The 16,284-nt window shown below is 67.1% G+C and carries 18 protein-coding genes; 11 read left to right on the top strand and 7 right to left on the bottom strand.

The features are described 5' to 3' along the window. Positions 1 to 936, top strand: coding sequence for an alpha/beta hydrolase (locus tag ACFXHA_RS33665; protein WP_379363313.1), 936 nt, complete (start codon positions 1 to 3; stop codon positions 934 to 936). On the opposite strand, the gene ACFXHA_RS33670 is transcribed toward ACFXHA_RS33665, so the two are convergent. Then, entirely contained in the window at positions 933 to 2,330 is a 1,398-nt protein-coding gene (locus tag ACFXHA_RS33670; RefSeq protein WP_379363315.1) for an amidase, read from the bottom strand. The two genes, ACFXHA_RS33665 and ACFXHA_RS33670, sit on opposite strands and share 4 nt — an antisense overlap. A 195-nt stretch (positions 2,331 to 2,525) precedes the next feature. On the opposite strand from ACFXHA_RS33670, the gene ACFXHA_RS33675 reads away from it, so the two are divergent. Then, a complete protein-coding gene (locus tag ACFXHA_RS33675) occupies positions 2,526 to 4,106 on the top strand; it encodes a protein kinase (RefSeq protein WP_379363317.1) in 1,581 nt (526 codons plus the stop codon). Positions 4,107 to 4,166: 60 nt separating this feature from the next. Here ACFXHA_RS33675 and ACFXHA_RS33680 read toward each other — a convergent pair whose 3' ends face one another. Continuing rightward, a complete protein-coding gene (locus ACFXHA_RS33680) occupies positions 4,167 to 5,138 on the bottom strand; it encodes an alpha/beta fold hydrolase (RefSeq protein WP_379363319.1) in 972 nt (323 codons plus the stop codon). Between the two features lie 53 nt (positions 5,139 to 5,191). On the opposite strand from ACFXHA_RS33680, the gene ACFXHA_RS33685 reads away from it, so the two are divergent. From ACFXHA_RS33685 to fadD8, 3 genes are read left to right on the top strand one after another with little or no spacing between them, the layout of a single operon-like run. Then, the gene (locus ACFXHA_RS33685; protein WP_379363321.1) at positions 5,192 to 6,040 is read left to right on the top strand and encodes an SDR family NAD(P)-dependent oxidoreductase; all 849 of its coding nucleotides are present in this window, start codon (positions 5,192 to 5,194) and stop codon (positions 6,038 to 6,040) included. A gap of 41 nt (positions 6,041 to 6,081) precedes the next feature. After that, on the top strand, positions 6,082 to 7,275 hold the full coding sequence (locus ACFXHA_RS33690) for a Nonspecific lipid-transfer protein (RefSeq protein ID WP_379363323.1): 1,194 nt from the start codon (positions 6,082 to 6,084) through the stop codon (positions 7,273 to 7,275). Positions 7,276 to 7,317: 42 nt separating this feature from the next. Next, positions 7,318 to 8,937, top strand: coding sequence for a fatty-acid--CoA ligase FadD8 (fadD8, locus tag ACFXHA_RS33695; RefSeq protein ID WP_379363324.1), 1,620 nt, complete (start codon positions 7,318 to 7,320; stop codon positions 8,935 to 8,937). Positions 8,938 to 8,956: 19 nt separating this feature from the next. Here the strand turns inward: fadD8 and ACFXHA_RS33700 are convergent, their stop codons facing one another. Beyond that, on the bottom strand, positions 8,957 to 9,622 hold the full coding sequence (locus ACFXHA_RS33700) for a DUF1361 domain-containing protein (RefSeq protein WP_379363326.1): 666 nt from the start codon (positions 9,620 to 9,622) through the stop codon (positions 8,957 to 8,959). Between the two features lie 148 nt (positions 9,623 to 9,770). On the opposite strand from ACFXHA_RS33700, the gene ACFXHA_RS33705 reads away from it, so the two are divergent. Both ACFXHA_RS33705 and ACFXHA_RS33710 read left to right on the top strand, forming a co-directional pair. Beyond that, a complete protein-coding gene (locus tag ACFXHA_RS33705) occupies positions 9,771 to 10,058 on the top strand; it encodes a hypothetical protein (RefSeq protein WP_379363328.1) in 288 nt (95 codons plus the stop codon). Next, positions 10,051 to 10,392 (top strand): ribbon-helix-helix protein, CopG family, encoded by a 342-nt coding sequence (locus tag ACFXHA_RS33710; protein WP_379363330.1) that lies wholly within the window; start codon positions 10,051 to 10,053, stop codon positions 10,390 to 10,392. The genes ACFXHA_RS33705 and ACFXHA_RS33710 overlap by 8 nt, the downstream gene beginning before the upstream one ends. 145 nt (positions 10,393 to 10,537) lie before the next feature. Here the strand turns inward: ACFXHA_RS33710 and secG are convergent, their stop codons facing one another. Beyond that, positions 10,538 to 10,771, bottom strand: coding sequence for a preprotein translocase subunit SecG (gene secG, locus ACFXHA_RS33715; protein ID WP_120736413.1), 234 nt, complete (start codon positions 10,769 to 10,771; stop codon positions 10,538 to 10,540). 118 nt (positions 10,772 to 10,889) lie between these two features. Further along, positions 10,890 to 11,021 (bottom strand): hypothetical protein, encoded by a 132-nt coding sequence (locus tag ACFXHA_RS33720; protein ID WP_379363332.1) that lies wholly within the window; start codon positions 11,019 to 11,021, stop codon positions 10,890 to 10,892. Between the two features lie 301 nt (positions 11,022 to 11,322). On the opposite strand from ACFXHA_RS33720, the gene ACFXHA_RS33725 reads away from it, so the two are divergent. Genes ACFXHA_RS33725 through ACFXHA_RS33735 form a run of 3 tightly spaced genes read left to right on the top strand, consistent with a single transcriptional unit; the run spans position 11,323 to position 13,030 of the window. Beyond that, on the top strand, positions 11,323 to 11,724 hold the full coding sequence (locus ACFXHA_RS33725) for a hypothetical protein (protein ID WP_379363334.1): 402 nt from the start codon (positions 11,323 to 11,325) through the stop codon (positions 11,722 to 11,724). Next, positions 11,725 to 12,168 (top strand): hypothetical protein, encoded by a 444-nt coding sequence (locus ACFXHA_RS33730; protein WP_379363336.1) that lies wholly within the window; start codon positions 11,725 to 11,727, stop codon positions 12,166 to 12,168. A gap of 55 nt (positions 12,169 to 12,223) precedes the next feature. Next, on the top strand, positions 12,224 to 13,030 hold the full coding sequence (locus ACFXHA_RS33735; protein WP_379363338.1) for a hypothetical protein: 807 nt from the start codon (positions 12,224 to 12,226) through the stop codon (positions 13,028 to 13,030). Here ACFXHA_RS33735 and ACFXHA_RS33740 read toward each other — a convergent pair. Continuing rightward, positions 12,985 to 14,565, bottom strand: coding sequence for an AMP-binding protein (locus ACFXHA_RS33740; RefSeq protein WP_379363340.1), 1,581 nt, complete (start codon positions 14,563 to 14,565; stop codon positions 12,985 to 12,987). The genes ACFXHA_RS33735 and ACFXHA_RS33740 overlap by 46 nt on opposite strands. Before the next feature lie 428 nt (positions 14,566 to 14,993). Between ACFXHA_RS33740 and ACFXHA_RS33745 the strand changes: the two genes are divergently transcribed. Next, the gene (locus tag ACFXHA_RS33745) at positions 14,994 to 15,536 is read left to right on the top strand and encodes a DUF4442 domain-containing protein (RefSeq protein WP_379363342.1); all 543 of its coding nucleotides are present in this window, start codon (positions 14,994 to 14,996) and stop codon (positions 15,534 to 15,536) included. A gap of 61 nt (positions 15,537 to 15,597) precedes the next feature. Here the strand turns inward: ACFXHA_RS33745 and ACFXHA_RS33750 are convergent, their stop codons facing one another. Then, entirely contained in the window at positions 15,598 to 16,224 is a 627-nt protein-coding gene (locus ACFXHA_RS33750; protein ID WP_379363344.1) for a TetR/AcrR family transcriptional regulator, read from the bottom strand. Positions 16,225 to 16,284 lie beyond the last annotated feature (60 nt).

Raw genomic sequence — 16,284 nt, forward strand, 5'->3', positions numbered from 1 at the left:
ATGTTCGAGATCGCTACCGAGACCGCGGGTGTGGACGATGGTGAGCGGGTGAGCTTCGTCAGTGGTGGCGAGACGCTGGTGGGTCGGCTGTACAGCGCGGCATTCTCCAACGGGCCCACGCCTGCGGTGGCGATCATCGGTCCGGAAACCTTCGTCAAGGAGCAGGCGCCTGTCCAGTACGCGCGACGGTTGGCCGACAACGGTTTCACCACACTGATTTTCGATCCACGCTATCGCGGTGAGAGCGGCGGTGAGCCACGGTGTGTGGAGGACCCGGTGGCCAAGGTGGCGGACTTGCGTGCGGCGGTGGCGTTCTTGGCGGGTCGTAGCGAGGTCGATGCCGAGCGGATCGGCGTGGTCGGGATCTGCATGGGCGGTAACTCCGCGGTCCACGCGGCCGCCGATGATCCGTTGATCCGTTCGGTGGCAGCGGTGACCCCGCATTTCCGCAATGCCCGGGCCGATGCGCTGTGGCTGGGTGGGACGCGGGTGGTGGCCGATCGCCGTGCTCGTGGCCGGGAAGCTCTCGAGAAGTACCAGGCCACCGGTGAAGTGCGGTACGTGCCGGGTGTCTCCTCGACCGATCCCGGCGCGGGTATGCCCGGGATGGTGCCGTGGTCGTGGTATCAGCCTCAGGCTGACCGCGGCATCTGGGACAACCGGTACGCGGTGCTGAGCGACGACGGCCTGCTCCGTTATGAAAGTCTCAGCGCCGCAGCACGATTGACGAAACCGTTCCTGCTGATTCACGGCCCGAACTGCGCACTGCCCGATCAGGCCGAACGCCATTTCGCGGTGGTGCCCGCCATCGACAAGCTGCATCTACGCCCGGAAACCCCGCACCTGGCCTTCTACGATGTGCCCGAGGCGATCGATCCGGCGATCATCCAGATCACCGGCTGGTTCAGCCGCCACCTCGGCCCGGCCGCCGCCTAAGCGCCCAGGCGGCGGAACGGTCGGGCGGATTCCAGGGCGTAGGCGATTTCGAGCAGGGTGCGTTCGTCGCCGTGAGCCGCGGAGAACATCATTCCGATCGGCATCCCTGCGGCGGACGCACCCATCGGTAGTGAAAGCGCCGGTGCGCCGGTCACATTCGCCAGCGGGGTGTAGGTGACGTAGGCCAGCAGGCGTTCGAAGACCTCGTCGAAGGGCTGCTCGGGGCTCAGGTAGCCCAGCTGCGGGGTCAGTGACGCCAGCACCGGGGACACCACGAGTTCGACATCGCGGAAGGAGGCGGCGTAGGCGTGACGGAGACGCGAAAGGCGGTACAGGACAGCGGGTGCGCGCAACGCCGAACCCTTGAAACGACCGCCCAGGCCTCGAGTGAAGGGGTCCAGGCGCGAAGGGTCGAAGGAGCGGTCGAAGCTCAGCTTGCCGGTGATACCGAGCAGGAACGCCAGCATCGCCCAGTAGGTGGCGAAGTCCTCGGCGAAACCGCGATCCACCGGGTAGCCGATGGGCTTCACCTCGTGGCCGAGGCTTTCCAGCAGGGCGATGGTGTCGTCGAGCGTGGCGCGGATCTGCGGATCCAGAGGTGCACCGGTGATGGGTTCGGTGAGCACACCGATCCGCAGTCGCCGGTTGGCGGGCCCCTCCACCAGGCCGACCGGTGGCAGGTCCGGATTACGCCAGAACCGTTCGGCGGCAGCGAAATACGTGGCGGTATCGCGGACGGTGCGGGTCAGCACACCCTCCGAGACCAGATTGATCGGCATCGAGCGAGCCTGCGGGCCGTCGATATGACGGCCCCGCGTCGGCTTCAACCCGACCAATCCACAGCAGGCGGCCGGGATGCGAATAGACCCACCGCCGTCGTTCCCGTGCGCGATCGGCACCACCCCGGCCGCGACCAGCGCCGCCGACCCGCCCGAGGAAGCACCCGAGGAGAACTCCGTGTCCCACGGATTGCGCGTCGGCGCGGCCCCGGCGAATTCCGTGGTCGCGTTCAACCCGAACTCAGGCAGGGTGGACTTGCCGAGCACGGTCAACCCGGTGGCCAGCAACTGTTTCGTATAGGGCCCATCGGCTTTCGCGGGCCGCGCCCTCCAGGCCACACTGCCGTGCTGGGTGGGCAACCCGGCCAAGTCGGTGTTGTCCTTGACATAGGTCGGCACCCCGAACAGCAGCGCATCACGATCGACCGGGATGCGTGGCGAATCCGGTTCCACCACAATCGCATTCAACTCCGGATTCACACTGGCCGCGCGTTCCCGGGCAGCCTTGGCGACTTCGGCCGCACTGAGCTCACCACGACGGATCAGCCCGGCGATCGCGACCCCGTCGTGCTCGCCGAGCGCGTCATCGCCGAAGGCGTGGACTCGCACTGCCATAACCGGCCTCCTCATCGAATTCGTGCACCCGACTGCTGCCGACCCTACACAAACTGGACGAGTGCACAGAAGAGTTCGGGCTCGCGGCCCCTGCCGCTTGCGGTCAGCCGCGAACATCGCCCATGGCACGCACGGAACTCGTCCCGCGGCTCACAGGAAATTGTGCGCTCACGCCCAACAAGCGAGACTGTGCGCATGGTGTTGGTACCGGGGGCGGACTTCGCCGGGTTCATTGTCGAAGAACTGTTGGGTCGAGGCGGCATGGGTGAGGTGTATCGCGCCCGCCATCCGCGCCTGCCCCGGCAGGTAGCGGTGAAGGTGCTCACCGACATCGCCGCACAGGACGAGTCCTTCCGCCTTCGCTTCGACCGCGAGGCCGATCTCGCGGCGCGCACCAACCACCGCAATATCGTCACCGTCTACGACCGCGGCATCGATGCCGGGCGGCCGTGGATCTGTATGGAATATGTGCCCGGCAGCGACCTTTCGGCCCTATTGCGCCGCCACCGCTCCGGGTTACCGGTCGACCAGGCGCTCTACATTCTCGCCGAGGCGGCCGCCGGTCTCGACCACGCGCACCGCCAGGGCCTGCTGCACCGCGACATCAAACCCGCCAACATCCTTTTGGCCGCGGGTGATCCGGGCGAACGCGACCGAGTCCTGCTCTCCGACTTCGGCATCGCCCGCAGCGTCGACGAATCCACGGGCCTCACCAGCACCGGCGCCTTCGTCGCCACCATCGCCTACGCCGCCCCCGAAACCTTCACCGCCGACGATCTGGACGCCCGAGCCGACGTCTACTCCCTGGCCGTCACCTTCTTCGAAATGCTCACCGGTACAGTCCCTTACCCCCGACCCACCCCCGCCGCAGTGATGCACGCCCACCTGCACGACCCCATCCCCACCGTCACCGACCTCTGCCCCGCTCTCCCCACCAGCCTCACCCCGATCCTCACGCGAGCCCTGGCCAAACACCCCGCCCAGCGCTACCTCACCGCCCGCGAGTTCGCCGAGGCCGCCACCGCCGCCCTCCGGACCCCCGCCTCACCTCCTCCTCTACGTGCATCACAATCCGATTCCCGCTCCCGCTCAACTCAACGCGCGCGTTTCAGCGCCAACCCAGCCGACCCAGACCCCCATCACACGCCGCAACCCACCGGTCCGGCAGCCGCGTTCACACCGCAGCCCGATCAGTCCCCGGCGTCACGACCACCCGTTTCGCCACGGCCACCGGGTTCTGAAACATCGACGCCTCTCGGCGGCTCCGGGTCACGTCGCCGCCGTCGGCTCATGTTCGCCGCCGTCGGCGTCGTCGCACTGGTGACAGGCGGGATTTTCTTGGCGTACAGCTCGATTCACCCGAGCTACTACGTCGGCGCGGACAACGGGCATGTGGCGGTGTTCCGCAAACGGAGCGTGCTGGGGTTTACCGTTCGGGAGGTGGACCAGCGCGCCTGTGTCACGGCCAATGGCGATGCGGGACTAAGTGCGCCTGATTCCGACTTCCCCAGTGGCTGTCGGGTGCTCTCGGTATCGGATCTACAGGCAGGAGAGCGAGCAAGCGTGAATGCGGGCCTGCCAGATGGAAGTCGCGACCAATCGTTGCGAGACCTGTGGATCTTGATCAAAGGGGACCTGTTGCCAACCTGCGAGAAGCCCGCCACCGCGGCGACCGCAGCGCCGACCAGCGTGGCACCGACGGCACCACCGCTGGGTTCGCCGCCGACCACTGTCGCGCCACAGTCTCCGGGTCAGAACTGCCGGATGGGCAACTGAATTCGCGTGACACGATCGCGGCCGAACGGCTGCGCGGTCGCGATCGCGTCAGCGGTCGGTTCAGTCGGCGAGGGCGAGGCTCTTCAGGTTTGCCAGTAGGAAGGCGTTGACGGCGTCGGGGCGTTCGAGTTGGACGAGGTGGCCGGCCTTGGGGATTTCCACCACGTCGCGGAGGTCGGTGACGTTGGCTCGGAGGGTGGCGAGGGGGTCGCGGCCGCTGAAACCTTCCATGTCGGGGTCGTTTTCGCCGTAGAGGAAGAAGGTGGGGACCTCTACTTTGGCGTCGGCGTAGGGGGTGGTGAGTTCCCAGTTGCGGTCGAGGTTGCGGTACCAGTTGAGGCCGCCGGTGAAGCCGGTGCGTTCGAAATCGGCTGCCAGGGTGTCGAATTCGGCTTGGGTGAGCCACGGCCAGGGTAGGGCGGGGGCCTGTGGGAGGGCGTCGAGGTAGCCGATGCCGGGTGGGTTCTTCCAGGTGTCGAGGTAGTGGTAGTCGCCGGAGAGGGAGTAGTAGACGCGGGCGAGGAAGCCGCGGGGGTCGGCGGCGAGTTCGGCGTCGGCGATGCCGGGTTCCTGGAAGTAGGACAGGTGCAGGAAGTGGCGTTCGGCCGCGCGGGTCCAGAACGCCGACGGTGGTTTCGGCGGGCGGGGGGCGAACGGGTTGTTCAGGACCATGGCCGCGGCTACTCGTTCGGGCTTGCGCAGGCTCAGTTCCCAGACGAGTTGCGCGCCGAAATCGAGGCCGACGAAGACCGCCTTCTCCGCGCCGATGTCGTCGAGCAGGGCCGTGAGGTCGCCGATGACAGCCTCGTTGGTGTAGGCCGCGGGGTCCTCGGGAGCGTCCGTGCGACCGTATCCGCGCAGGTCGGGGGCCAGGGCACGGTAACCGGCAGCCGCGAGCGCGTCGAGCTGGTGATGCCACATGAACCAGGTGTGCGGGAACCCGTGACAGAAGACAACCGGGTAGCCCTCCCCCGTGTCCGCGACGTGCATCCGGACCTCTCCGGTGTCGATCGTCCGATGCGTCAGTTCCACTCCGCCTCCAATTTCTAGAACACGTTCCTATTTCAAGGTAATGTCCAGAGGTCGTGAGCGAAATACCCAAGATTCTCGCCGGAAAGGTCGCCGTGGTGACCGGGGCCAGCCGTGGCATCGGCAAGGGCATCGCCCTGGAGCTGGGCGCGGCCGGGGCGACCGTGTACGTCACCGGGCGCACCGTCACGGCCGGACACCTGCCGGGCACGGTGTCCGCGACCGCCGCCGAGATCGACGAACTCGGCGGGACCGGTATCGCGGTGGTGTGCGATCACCGCGACGATGCCGCGGTGGAGAAACTCTTCGCGCAGATCCGCGACGAGCAGGGCCGCCTGGACGTACTGGTCAACAACGTCTACGACGCGCCGGGTTCGGCACGCTGGATCGGACGCAAGTTCTGGGAGGTACCGCCCAAAGCGTGGGACGCGGGCATCGACATCGGGGTGCGATCGCATTACGTGGCAAGCGTTTTCGCCGCACCGCTGATCATCGAATCACAGGGTCTGATCGTGAGCGTGTCCTCACCGGGCGCGATCCGTCAGATGCACAATGCCGTCTACGGTGTCGGCAAGGCGGCCGTGGACCGGCTGACCGCCGATATGGCGCACGACCTCGAGGGGACCGGTGCGACCGCGGTCTCGATCTGGCCGGGCATCGTCAATACCGAACTGCTGCAAATGGTTCCGCCCGACAAGGACGGCCGCCGCCTGGTCACCCTGCCCGGTGAAGGCACCTACGACCTCGATCAAGCCGAGACCCCGCGCTTCCCCGGCCGCGCCGTGGTCGCCCTCGCCGCGGACCCGAATCGCCTGGCGCGCACCGGAAAAGCCTGGAAGGTCGCCGACCTCGCCGAATCCTACGGCTTCACCGACCTCGACGGCCGCATCCCGCGCGCCGACTAGACATCGAATTACGTTCCCGAAGAACAGGAGTGGACAACCCTATGCGACGCGTTTTCGTCGTCGGCGTGAACATGACGCCGTTCGTCAAGATCGGTTCCCGCGAGTGGACCTACCCGGAGATGGTCGCCGAAGCGGTCAACGGTGCACTGAAGGACGCAGGTGTCACCTACGACCAGGTGCAGCGCGCGGCGGTCGGCTACGTCTTCCAGCCCTCGGCGGCCGGGCAGCGCGCCCTCTACGACATCGGCCTGACCGGTATCCCGATCGTGAACGTGAACAACAACTGCGCGACCGGTTCGACCGCGCTCATGTTCGCCCGCGAATGGGTCGCGGCCGGCATCACCGATGTCGCGCTGGCGGTCGGGTTCGAGCAGATGACCAAGGAGGCGATGGCCGGTCCGGCCACCAAGCCCAAGGTCACCACCGTGGACGCGCACCTGAAGGTCAACCGCGAGCACTTCGAGTTCTCCGCGGCCCCGATCACCACCCAGTTCTTCGGCAATGCCGCGATCGAGCACATGAAGCGCTACGGCACCACGGCCGAGCAGCTGGCCGCGGTCGCGGTCAAGAACCACCAGCACTCCACGCGAAACCCCCTCGCGCAGTTCCAGGATGCCTACACTCTCGAGCAGGTGCTGGGTGACAAGCCGGTGCACGGTCCGCTGACGCGGTCGCAGTGCTCGCCCATGTCCGACGGTGCGGCCGCGGCGGTCGTGGTGAGCGAGGAGTACGTGAAGGCCCACGGGCTCGAGGCGCAGGCCATCGAGATCCTGGCGCAGGAGCTGGCCACCGATGACTGCACCTCCTTCTCCACCGGCTCGATGATCGACGTGGTGGGCGCGCCCATGACCCGCGCGGCCGCCTCGAAGGTGTTCTCGCGCGCGGGAATCGGTGTCGCGGACGTCGATGTGATCGAGTTGCACGACTGCTTCTCCATCAACGAGCTCATCACCTACGAGGCGCTGGGCCTGTGCGGTGAAGGCGAATCCGGTGCGCTGGTGGAGTCGGGTGCGACCACCTACGGCGGCACCTGGGTGGTCAACCCGTCGGGCGGGCTCATCTCCAAGGGCCATCCGCTGGGTGCGACCGGCCTGGCGCAGTGCACCGAATTGAGCTGGCAGCTGCGCGGACTCGCGGGCGATCGCCAGGTCGCGGGCGCACGCACGGCGCTCGCGCACAACCTCGGCTTGGGCGGCGCGGTCGCCGTCACCCTCTACGGCGCCAACACCCTGTGACACAAGGGGGTTCGGGGACTCAGTCCCCGAACCCCTCTCCGGATGGAGGAGGAAACCATGACCACATTCGATCCCGACACCATGCTGCGGCTGCCCGTGCACAATGGGCACGCCCTGGTGGCGGGCCTCAAGCGGCACCGCAACCGTCCGGTGCTGACCCTCGGCGACCACATCCTCACCGGCGGTGAGGTTCTCGACGGGATGAGCCGCTACATCGACGCCTTCGCCGAGCACGGCGTCACCACCGGCACCCCCGTCGGCGTGCTGGCGCTCAACCGGCCCGAGGTGCTGTTCACCATCGGCGCGGGTCAGATCGTGGGGTCGCGTCGCACCGCGCTGCACCCGATCGGCGGCCTCGACGATCACGCGTATGTGCTTGCCGACGCCGGTATTTCGACGCTCATCCTGGATCCGGTGCCCGCGTTCGTGCAGCGCGCCCGCGACCTGGTCGACATGGTGCCGGGCCTGACCAAGATCCTGGTGCTGGGCCCGGTGCCCGAACTGCTCGCCGATTGCGGCGTCGACATCCTCGCCACCGCGGACAAGTACGAGCCGCGCGAGGTGAAAGCGGTCGAACTGCTTCCCTCGGACGTCATTTCGATCAGCTACACCGGCGGCACCACCGGCAAGCCCAAGGGTGTCATCGGCACCGCGCTCACCATGAACACCATGACGCAGATCCAGCTCTCGGAGTGGGAGTGGCCGCGGCATCCGAAGTTCCTCATCTGCACGCCGCTCTCGCACGCGGGTGCGGCGTTCTTCCTGCCGACGGTGCTGCTGGGCGGGCAGTGCGTGGTGCTGCCGCGCTTCGAGGCCGGTGAAGTGTTGCGCGCCATCGAGGAACACAAGATCTCCTCGACCATGCTGGTGCCGTCGATGCTGTACGCGCTGCTGGATCACCCGGATTCGCACACCCGGGACCTGTCCTCGCTCGAGACCGTCTACTACGGTGCGGCCGCGATCGACCCGAATCGGTTGCAGGAGGCCATCGATCGGTTCGGGCCGATCTTCGCGCAGTACTTCGGGCAGTCCGAAGCGCCGATGGCGATCAGCTACCTGGCCAAGGACGAGCACGACAAGGAGCGGCTCACCTCCTGCGGGCGGCCGTCAACGGCCGTGCGGGTCGCGCTGCTCGATCCCGAGGACAATCAGGTCGCGCAGGGTGAGGTCGGCGAGATCTGTGTCTCCGGACCGCTTCTGGCGGCCGGGTACCTGAATCTGCCCGAGGTCACCGCGGATACGTTCAAGAACGGCTGGCTGCGCACCGGCGATCTGGCGCGGCAGGACGAGGACGGGTTCCTGTTCATCGTCGGCCGTTCCAAGGACATGGTGGTCACCGGCGGGTTCAACGTCTTCCCGCGTGAGGTGGAAGACGTTGTCTCCGAACATCCGAAGGTGCTGACCGTCGCGGTGGTCGGGGTGCCCGACGCGCACTGGGGTGAGGCCGTCACCGCCGTGCTGGTCCTGGACGCCGAGACCGCCGCCGATCCCGCCGCGATCGAGGTGGTCACCGCCGAGATCCAGGCCGCGGTCAAGCAGCGCAAGGGTTCGGTGCAGGTGCCCAAGCACGTCCTCGTGATCGAGGAGCTGCCGTTGACCGGTCTCGGCAAGCCGGACAAGAAGGCGATTCGGGTGCTCGCCGCCGAGCGACTGGGTCTCTGATAGCCGCGAAGGCGCTCGGCTACGCGAACTTCCGGGTTCGCAACAGCCGAGCGCCCTTGCGCACGGCGTCCACACCGGACTCGATGACCGCCCGGGTCACGAAGTGCCCCACCGCCGTTGCCACGAACATGGCCGTGATCACCACCGGCGCCCAATGCCAACTCAACGCCAGCAGCATCCGATCGAGGGTGCCACGCGGCTGCACCACCGGCTCCCAACTGTTCAAGCGCACCCAACGGCCCAGGAAAACGCCGACCGCACACAGCAAATGGACCGTCAGCCGTGCCGGGAAGCGCCACACGCCCAGTCCCCGCGCGGTCAGGAACCGGTCCAACTCGGCCAGCACCAGGTAGTAGGCCACGAATCCGGAGATGATGAACGCCCCGTACACGGGCAGGATCGTCGTCACCACCGGGCCGTTGCCCGCGGCGCGGATGTCGTCGCGCAGGTGCACCAGATCGGTCACCACGTACGGCGCGTTCGGGAGGAACAACAGCAGCAGCGCCACCCCGGCCCACCGGAAGGGCGACAGCGACAGCCCGCGTTCGTCCTCGGGCTCGCTGCGGAACACCAGCAGGGCCAATGCCACCGGGATCCACGCCAATACGGTGTTCCACACCATCCAGAGCAAGTCTCGGTCCAGCACCCCCGCGAGGCTCGGCGCGACCGTCTTCACCGGGTCCATTCGTTCATGATGCAGACCGTTAGCCACGCCGTCACGCGGTCGCCCGCACCTTCACCGAATCCACACATTTCGCCCGCTCGGGCGGCGTTTTCGGGAAACCCTGGTCGACAGGTGGCGACCAGCTGTTTTACGATCGTATTATGCGGCCGTGGGATATGAGATTCCCGAGTGGGCCCTGGACGTCGCGGACCGACTCGGCATTGCGCCCGAGGAGATCATGCGGGTCCTGACCGGTCCGGGCCGACGCTGGCCGCGGTCGGTGCGCGGGACGGGCGGGTTGCCCGCCCTCATGATCATCGGCCGCACCGGCGGCGGGCAGCCGCTGGCGGTGGTGGTACGACCGCTGTCGCAGTGGGACCAGCAGGTCGTCGGCGTCACGCCGGTGACGGGCAGGCTCCTCGCCCAGTTCGAACAATGGGAGGCGGACCATGAATGACTATCCCGACCACGGGTACCCGCACACGGCCGACGAAGCCCGGGATTTCCTCGCGAACCTGACCTTCGACGAGGACGCCCCCGAACCCGACCTCCCCGGTCCCGACACCCCCGTCACCGTGTTGCGCACCGTGCGGCTGCCGTATGCCATGGATCAGCGCATCCGCGCGGAGGCCGAGGGACGCGGGGTCAGCATGTCGGATCTGATCCGTGACTTCCTGACCATCGAACTGGCCGCCCTCGACGACGACACCCCCATCAGCCGCGCCGACGCCCGCCGCGCCCTGTCCGCCGCCCTGGCCAACCTCTCACCCCTGCACCGCAACCCGGCCTAGACACCCACCCGGCCTAGACACCCACCCGGCCTGGATACCCACTCGGTCTGGACACCCACTCGGTCTGGACACCCACTCGGTCTGGACACGACGAATCGCCCGGGCACCTGGTGGGGTGCCCGGGCGATTACAGGAACGTGTGAACTTAGGCGAACTTGATCTCGAGCCCGATACCGAGAATCGAGATAAACCAGATCAGGCCGAGGAAGATGGTGATTCGATCGAGATTCTTCTCCACCACCGTCGAACCCGACAGGCTCGACTGCACGCCACCACCGAAGAGGCTGGACAGACCTCCGCCCTTGGCGCGGTGCAACAGCACCAGCAGCACCAGCAGCACGCTGGTGATAACGAGGAGGATATCCAGGAACATCCGCATGGGCGTCAGTGTAAGGGGTTGGTACCCCAGTACCCGAATCAGCCCATGCCCGACGGCCCGATTCACAGCTTCGACACCGGCGAACTCGGCTGCGCCGACGCACTATCGGTGGCCTGGATCACAGCGCAGCGACCACGCCGTCGGTGCGCACAGGGCCCACCGAGACGACTCCACCGAGTACCGCTCCCCCGCCGCCGCCCGGCACCACCAAGCGAGCACTGCCGCCGACGATAATTACGCGACCGCTCATCAATTCGGGTCGACGCGATGCAAGCTGAAAATCAGTGAAGCCGATTATGTTTCGGCGAGGACGCAGTTGGATGTGATCACCCTGCCGCCGAAAGCGGCTTGGGCGCACCGCACCTCGCCGCTGTCGCTGAACGGGCTGCGCGGCCCGAGCTGACGAGAAGTCGGGTTCCCTCGATCCGGCCGGATCGTTAAGGTTGGTAAGCATTGCGCCTCGGCCGGAAGCGTTGGCACGGTATTCGGGTGTGGATGGGCCGCGGGAATGGTGGAGAGGCGGAGGTCGATGGTGTTCGGAGCGTGGTCGTATGGGGCGTGATCGCAGGTCGGTCGCCGACAAGATCGACGCGCTGTTCTCCGAACGCTGGCCCGGCGGAAGCCGCACCGCGACCGGCGAGGTGGCGCTGTTCGTCGCCGAGGTGACCGGGCGAGACATCGACCGGCAGTACATCTATCGGATACGTGCGGGCAAGGTGCGCAAGGTCGATGGCGCGGTGCTCGAGGCGATCGCGCAGTTCTTCGGCAAGCCGCTGGGGCATTTCTCCGCCGCCAGCGACGACGAGATGGCGGCGGTGCTGCGGGAGTCCCGGCTGCACTTGGCCGGTTTGCGTACCATGGGCGATCTGACGCCCGAAGCGCACACCGAATTGCGTGGGCTGCTGGAAATCGCGCGTCATGTGCTGAACGACGAGGCTGAACCGGAGAGTTAGATGCACGTGCGGCGATATCGTATGGATGATCTCGCAGCGCGGATCGTGCCCACGCCGTACACGATGGCAGGCCTGACGGCTCGAGCCGGCGAGATCCTCGGCATGCGACTGATCGTGCTCCCGAAGGTGCGGCGCGGCACCCCGCTGACCGGAATGGTGGTGCGAGAGGGCGATCGCGGGATCATCCTGGTGCCCGACGACGCGACCGAAGAATTCCAGATTCACATTCTCGCGCACGAACTCTGGCATCTGGCGCAGGGACACCACTGCACGCAACAGCAGCTGGTCGGCTACCGTGCCACCATGAAAGCGCGTCTCCAGGAAGCGATGTGCGAGCGTTTCGCACGCAAGGTCGGGCTGGAGATCAAGCGGCAGCGGGCGGGCACGACGATGCCGATGCCGGACGCCGCGCGTGGCCTCGCAGAAGCGTTCGGCACGGTGTAGCCGTAGCTTTCGGCGTTGCGGGACAAGAAGTATCGAGATTCGGGATCGCGGGGCAATGGGTGAGACGATCGCGGGGGTTTCCTGGCTCGGGTTCCTCGTCGGGACGGTGGTGTTCGGGCGCGGGATGTGGCACGGCCGCAAGACCCAACAGCTGCTGGGGATCGGAATCGCGTTCTACGCGTTGACCATGCGGCTTTTCGCCCGGCTCGGAGTCTCGGGCGTCCGGCAGCCGATGGACACCGAGGAACGCGTGTGGGCCGCGACCTTCGCCGTGGCCGCGGGAACCGCGATGCTGGCACTGCTGCTGGTCATTCTCAAGGAGCAGCAGGACTCGCTCAGGACGCACCGGCGGCGGTTGGCCGCACTGTGCGCGGCGGCCGTCGCGAGCACGGTCGCGCTGCGCACGATCACCTGGCTGCCGGGACCGGAGTGGCCGCCCAGCAACGATTTTCTCAATGCGTACGGCGGCGATCTGCGCGTCGTCGGCTATGAACTCATCTTCGCGGCGTGGCTGGGCTTGCCGCTGGGAGCCCTGGGGATGTTCGTGTTCCGGTTCCAGCGCGGATTCACGCGGTGGGCGACGGTGGTCGGCTGCGTGCTCGGCGTGGGCTGGGCGGGGTGGAAGGTCGCCGGGACGGCGGTCCGATATTGCACCGGCGATGCCATCCCGTTGGAATCGCCGGTCAGCGTCGCGACGGCGTTGACGGCGCTGACCTTGCTGATCGGCGGGCTGCTCAGCGGACAGATCGGTGGTGCGTTGCGGCGAGCCCGCGAAACCCGGGAGTACACGCTGGCTCGCCGCGCCGACGACGAACGTCACGCCACCCCGGCACCCGATTCCACGAATTCGCCTGCGGCGTAAGCGGTCTGGATCTGCCGCTTGTAGACCTTGCCGCTGTCGTCGCGGGGCAGCGCCTCGACGATACGGATGTGGGCGGGGACCTTGTAATCGGCCAGTTGCGAGGCCAGCGCCTCGCGCACCGTCGCCGCGGTGAGGCTCGCACCGGGACGCGGTTGAATGTGCGCGACGACCGCTTCACCGAGATCGCCGGCGTCGGGAATCCCGAACACGGCGACGTCCTCGACGCCGTCGAGCGCGATGATCGCGTTCTCGATCTCGGCGGGATAGATGTTGACGCCGCCCCGGATCACCACCTCCGAGTCGCGTCCGATCAGGAACAGGTAGCCGTCACCGTCGAGGTAGCCCAGGTCCCCGACCCACAGCAGACCCGGCACCGGCGAGCTCGGCACGCCCTGGTTGAGGTATTCGAACGCGGGCCAGTAGTCCGCACCGCGCACGTAGACGCGCCCGGTCTCCCCGGCGGGCAACGGGTTTCCGTGCTCGTCGGCGATCACGACGGCCGACCCGTCGGCGGGCAGTCCCACGCTTCCCGGATGGGCGAGCCATTCACTCGCGCCGATCCAGGTGATGGTGCCCGCTTCGCTGCACCCGTAGAACTCCCCCAGCGCGTCGCCGAACAGCTCGATGGCGGCCCGTTTGAGCTCGGGCGGACACGGTGCCGCGGAATGGATGACATGGGTCAGGCTGGACAGATCGTAGGTCGCTCGTTCCGCGGCGGGCACGCTCAGGATGCGAGAGATCATGGTGGGCACAATCTTCACCTGCTGAATGCGGTGTGTGTCAACCAGTTTCAGGAACTTGCGGGCATCCCATCGGGGCATGATCACGATGTTCGCGCCCATGCGCAGCCCGAGCACGGCCAGCGCGTTCGGGCTGGTGTGATACAGCGGCCCGGCCACCAGCATCGAGACTCCGGGAGCCAGGCCCGCGCGCTGTGCGTTCGCGCCGGCCAGCGTGAGCAGCTGCTGCTGCGTCATCTTCTCGCGCGCAACACCTTTGGGCTTTCCGGTGGTGCCGGAGGTGTAGATGACGCCCATGCTGTCGGCGATCGCGCCTTCGATGTGACCGACCGGCTCGGGATGCGCGACGATCAGCTCCTCGAGCAGTTCGTGGCGGCCGGTGGGCTCGGCCAGCCGCTGATCCCATCCGCCCTCGGCGAGCAGTTCGGCGGGCATGGCGATCTCGACGATGCGCGCGTCGCTGGCGGCCAGTTCGCGTGCCGCCTCGACGATCGGCACGAATTCGGTGTGCGCGAAGATCATTCGCACCTTGGCGTCGGTCAGGACGTGCGCCACCTCGGGGGCGGTCCAGCGGGTGTTGATCGGCAGTGGGTTCGCGCCCGTGGCGGCGATACCGACGGAGACCTCGAGGAACTCGATGTCGTTGCGGGCCATGATCACACACTTGGCGCCACGCCCGAGATCGGTTGCCAGAATCGCCGATCCGAGCTGTCCCGCACGCGCGAGCACGTCGGCTTGGGTGCGGTGTCTACTACCGCAGGTCAGGGTGGGGGCCTTCGGCGAAGCATCGGTCATGCCGCCGAGTCTGCCATTACGGCGCCGAACTTTCCCCTCCGCAGATCTTATGATTTACTTCCCTCAACGATCAGAAATGATCGCGAAACCAGCTGCCGCACAACAGGAGTTGCCCGGCGCGGAGGGTGGTGGGGAATCGGGCCAGAAGGAGGGGAGTGGCTCGGTTCCCCACCCGTGACTGCTCCGCACGAGACCGGCCGGACATATGAGTGCGGGCCTCAGCGAAGGGGGGGGAGTCAGCCGAGGCCCGCAGAAGATCGGCCCGGGGGGATGGGCCGACAGCAATGACCTTACGCGACAAGGTCTTACGCAGCCATCCAGCCCCTCTTCCGGGCGAGAGGCGGCTCGAATTTCCGAATTCCCTTGTGCCACAGATTGCTGCACGAGCTCTACGGTGCTGATCCAGGTCGCCTAGGACCGTCCCGCCGATGGCGGGCATACTGATAGGCCGCCCGGGCACACGGGCTGAGGATGAGCAGATTCGGGGGGATTCGGTGCGGTTGCCGTCGGCACGTGCGTTTCGGTATTTGATGAGCATGTATCCGCCGCTGTTTTTCGCCGGCGTTCGGGTCGAGCAGGTGGCCGAGGACTGGACGTCGATCCGGGTATCGCATCGGGTTCGTCCGTGGAACCGCAATATCAACGGTGCGGCCTTCGGCGGCACCCTGTACTCGATGACCGACCCGTTCTTCGGGATCATGGCGCGTGGCCAGTTGGGCGAGGGCTATCGGGTGTGGAGTGTCAGATCCGGGATCGAGTTCGTCGCACCCGGGTACGGGGTCGTCACCGCGACCATGGAACTCGACGCCGCGCAGGCGGAAGAGATCCGGCAGGGCACCCGCGACGGCGCGAAATCGATCACCACGCATTCGACCACGATCAGCGACGCCGACGGCAATGTGGTCGCGCGGGCGACACAGGACGTCTACGTCCGCCGGCTCCGCACCGGAATCGATGTTCGCTCCGGTTGAGATGATCGCGGGACATTGATTCTCGACGGGGGCACAGCCAGGATCGCGCGCTCCGGCGAGGTCAAGCCCCGGGGGTGGTGTGGGCGGAGTAGACCGCCAGCATGTCTTCGACCAGGCGCAGGACGGAGGCGTCGAGGTCGGGGCGGGGGTAGACGCCGCGGACTACGGCTTCACCGGAGAAGACGTGCAGGAGCATGAAGAACAGGGGTTCCCGGACGTGGGCGGGGAAGTCGGCCAGCAGGCCGGTGCGTTCGAGGGTGGCGACTATTTCGCGGTAGTAGGCGTCGGCAATGGGGGCGATGCGGTCGCGTAGGTCGGCGTCGGAGCGGGCGGCGAGGAAGATTTCGCGCAGCGCGTGGGTGAGGTTGGACTGCTGGGCGTGGCGTAGGAAGCGCAGTGCGACGTCGAGTGGGTTGTCTTGGGCGCCAAGGTGTTCCATGGTGACGGCGTAGCCGATGAGTTGACGGTCGAAGACCTCCTCGGCGGTGCGCACGATCAGGTCGAGGCGGGTGTCGAACTGACGGAACATGGCCCCGGCCGAGAGGCCCGCGCGGCCGCAGATCTCCTGCACGGTGGTGCGTTGATAGCCGACTTCTCCGATGGCGGCGATGGTCGCGTCGACCAGCTTGGCCACGGTGGCTGCCCGGCGCTCCTGTTGAGTGCGCCGCGGGCGGGAAACTTCACTCACGAGCGACCATCCTGCCCGCTGCGCGGCGGGCAGCAAACATCCGGCCCGACGTGACCGTTG

The organism is Nocardia sp. NPDC059240, assembly GCF_042753865.1.
GTDB lineage: Bacteria > Actinomycetota > Actinomycetes > Mycobacteriales > Mycobacteriaceae > Nocardia.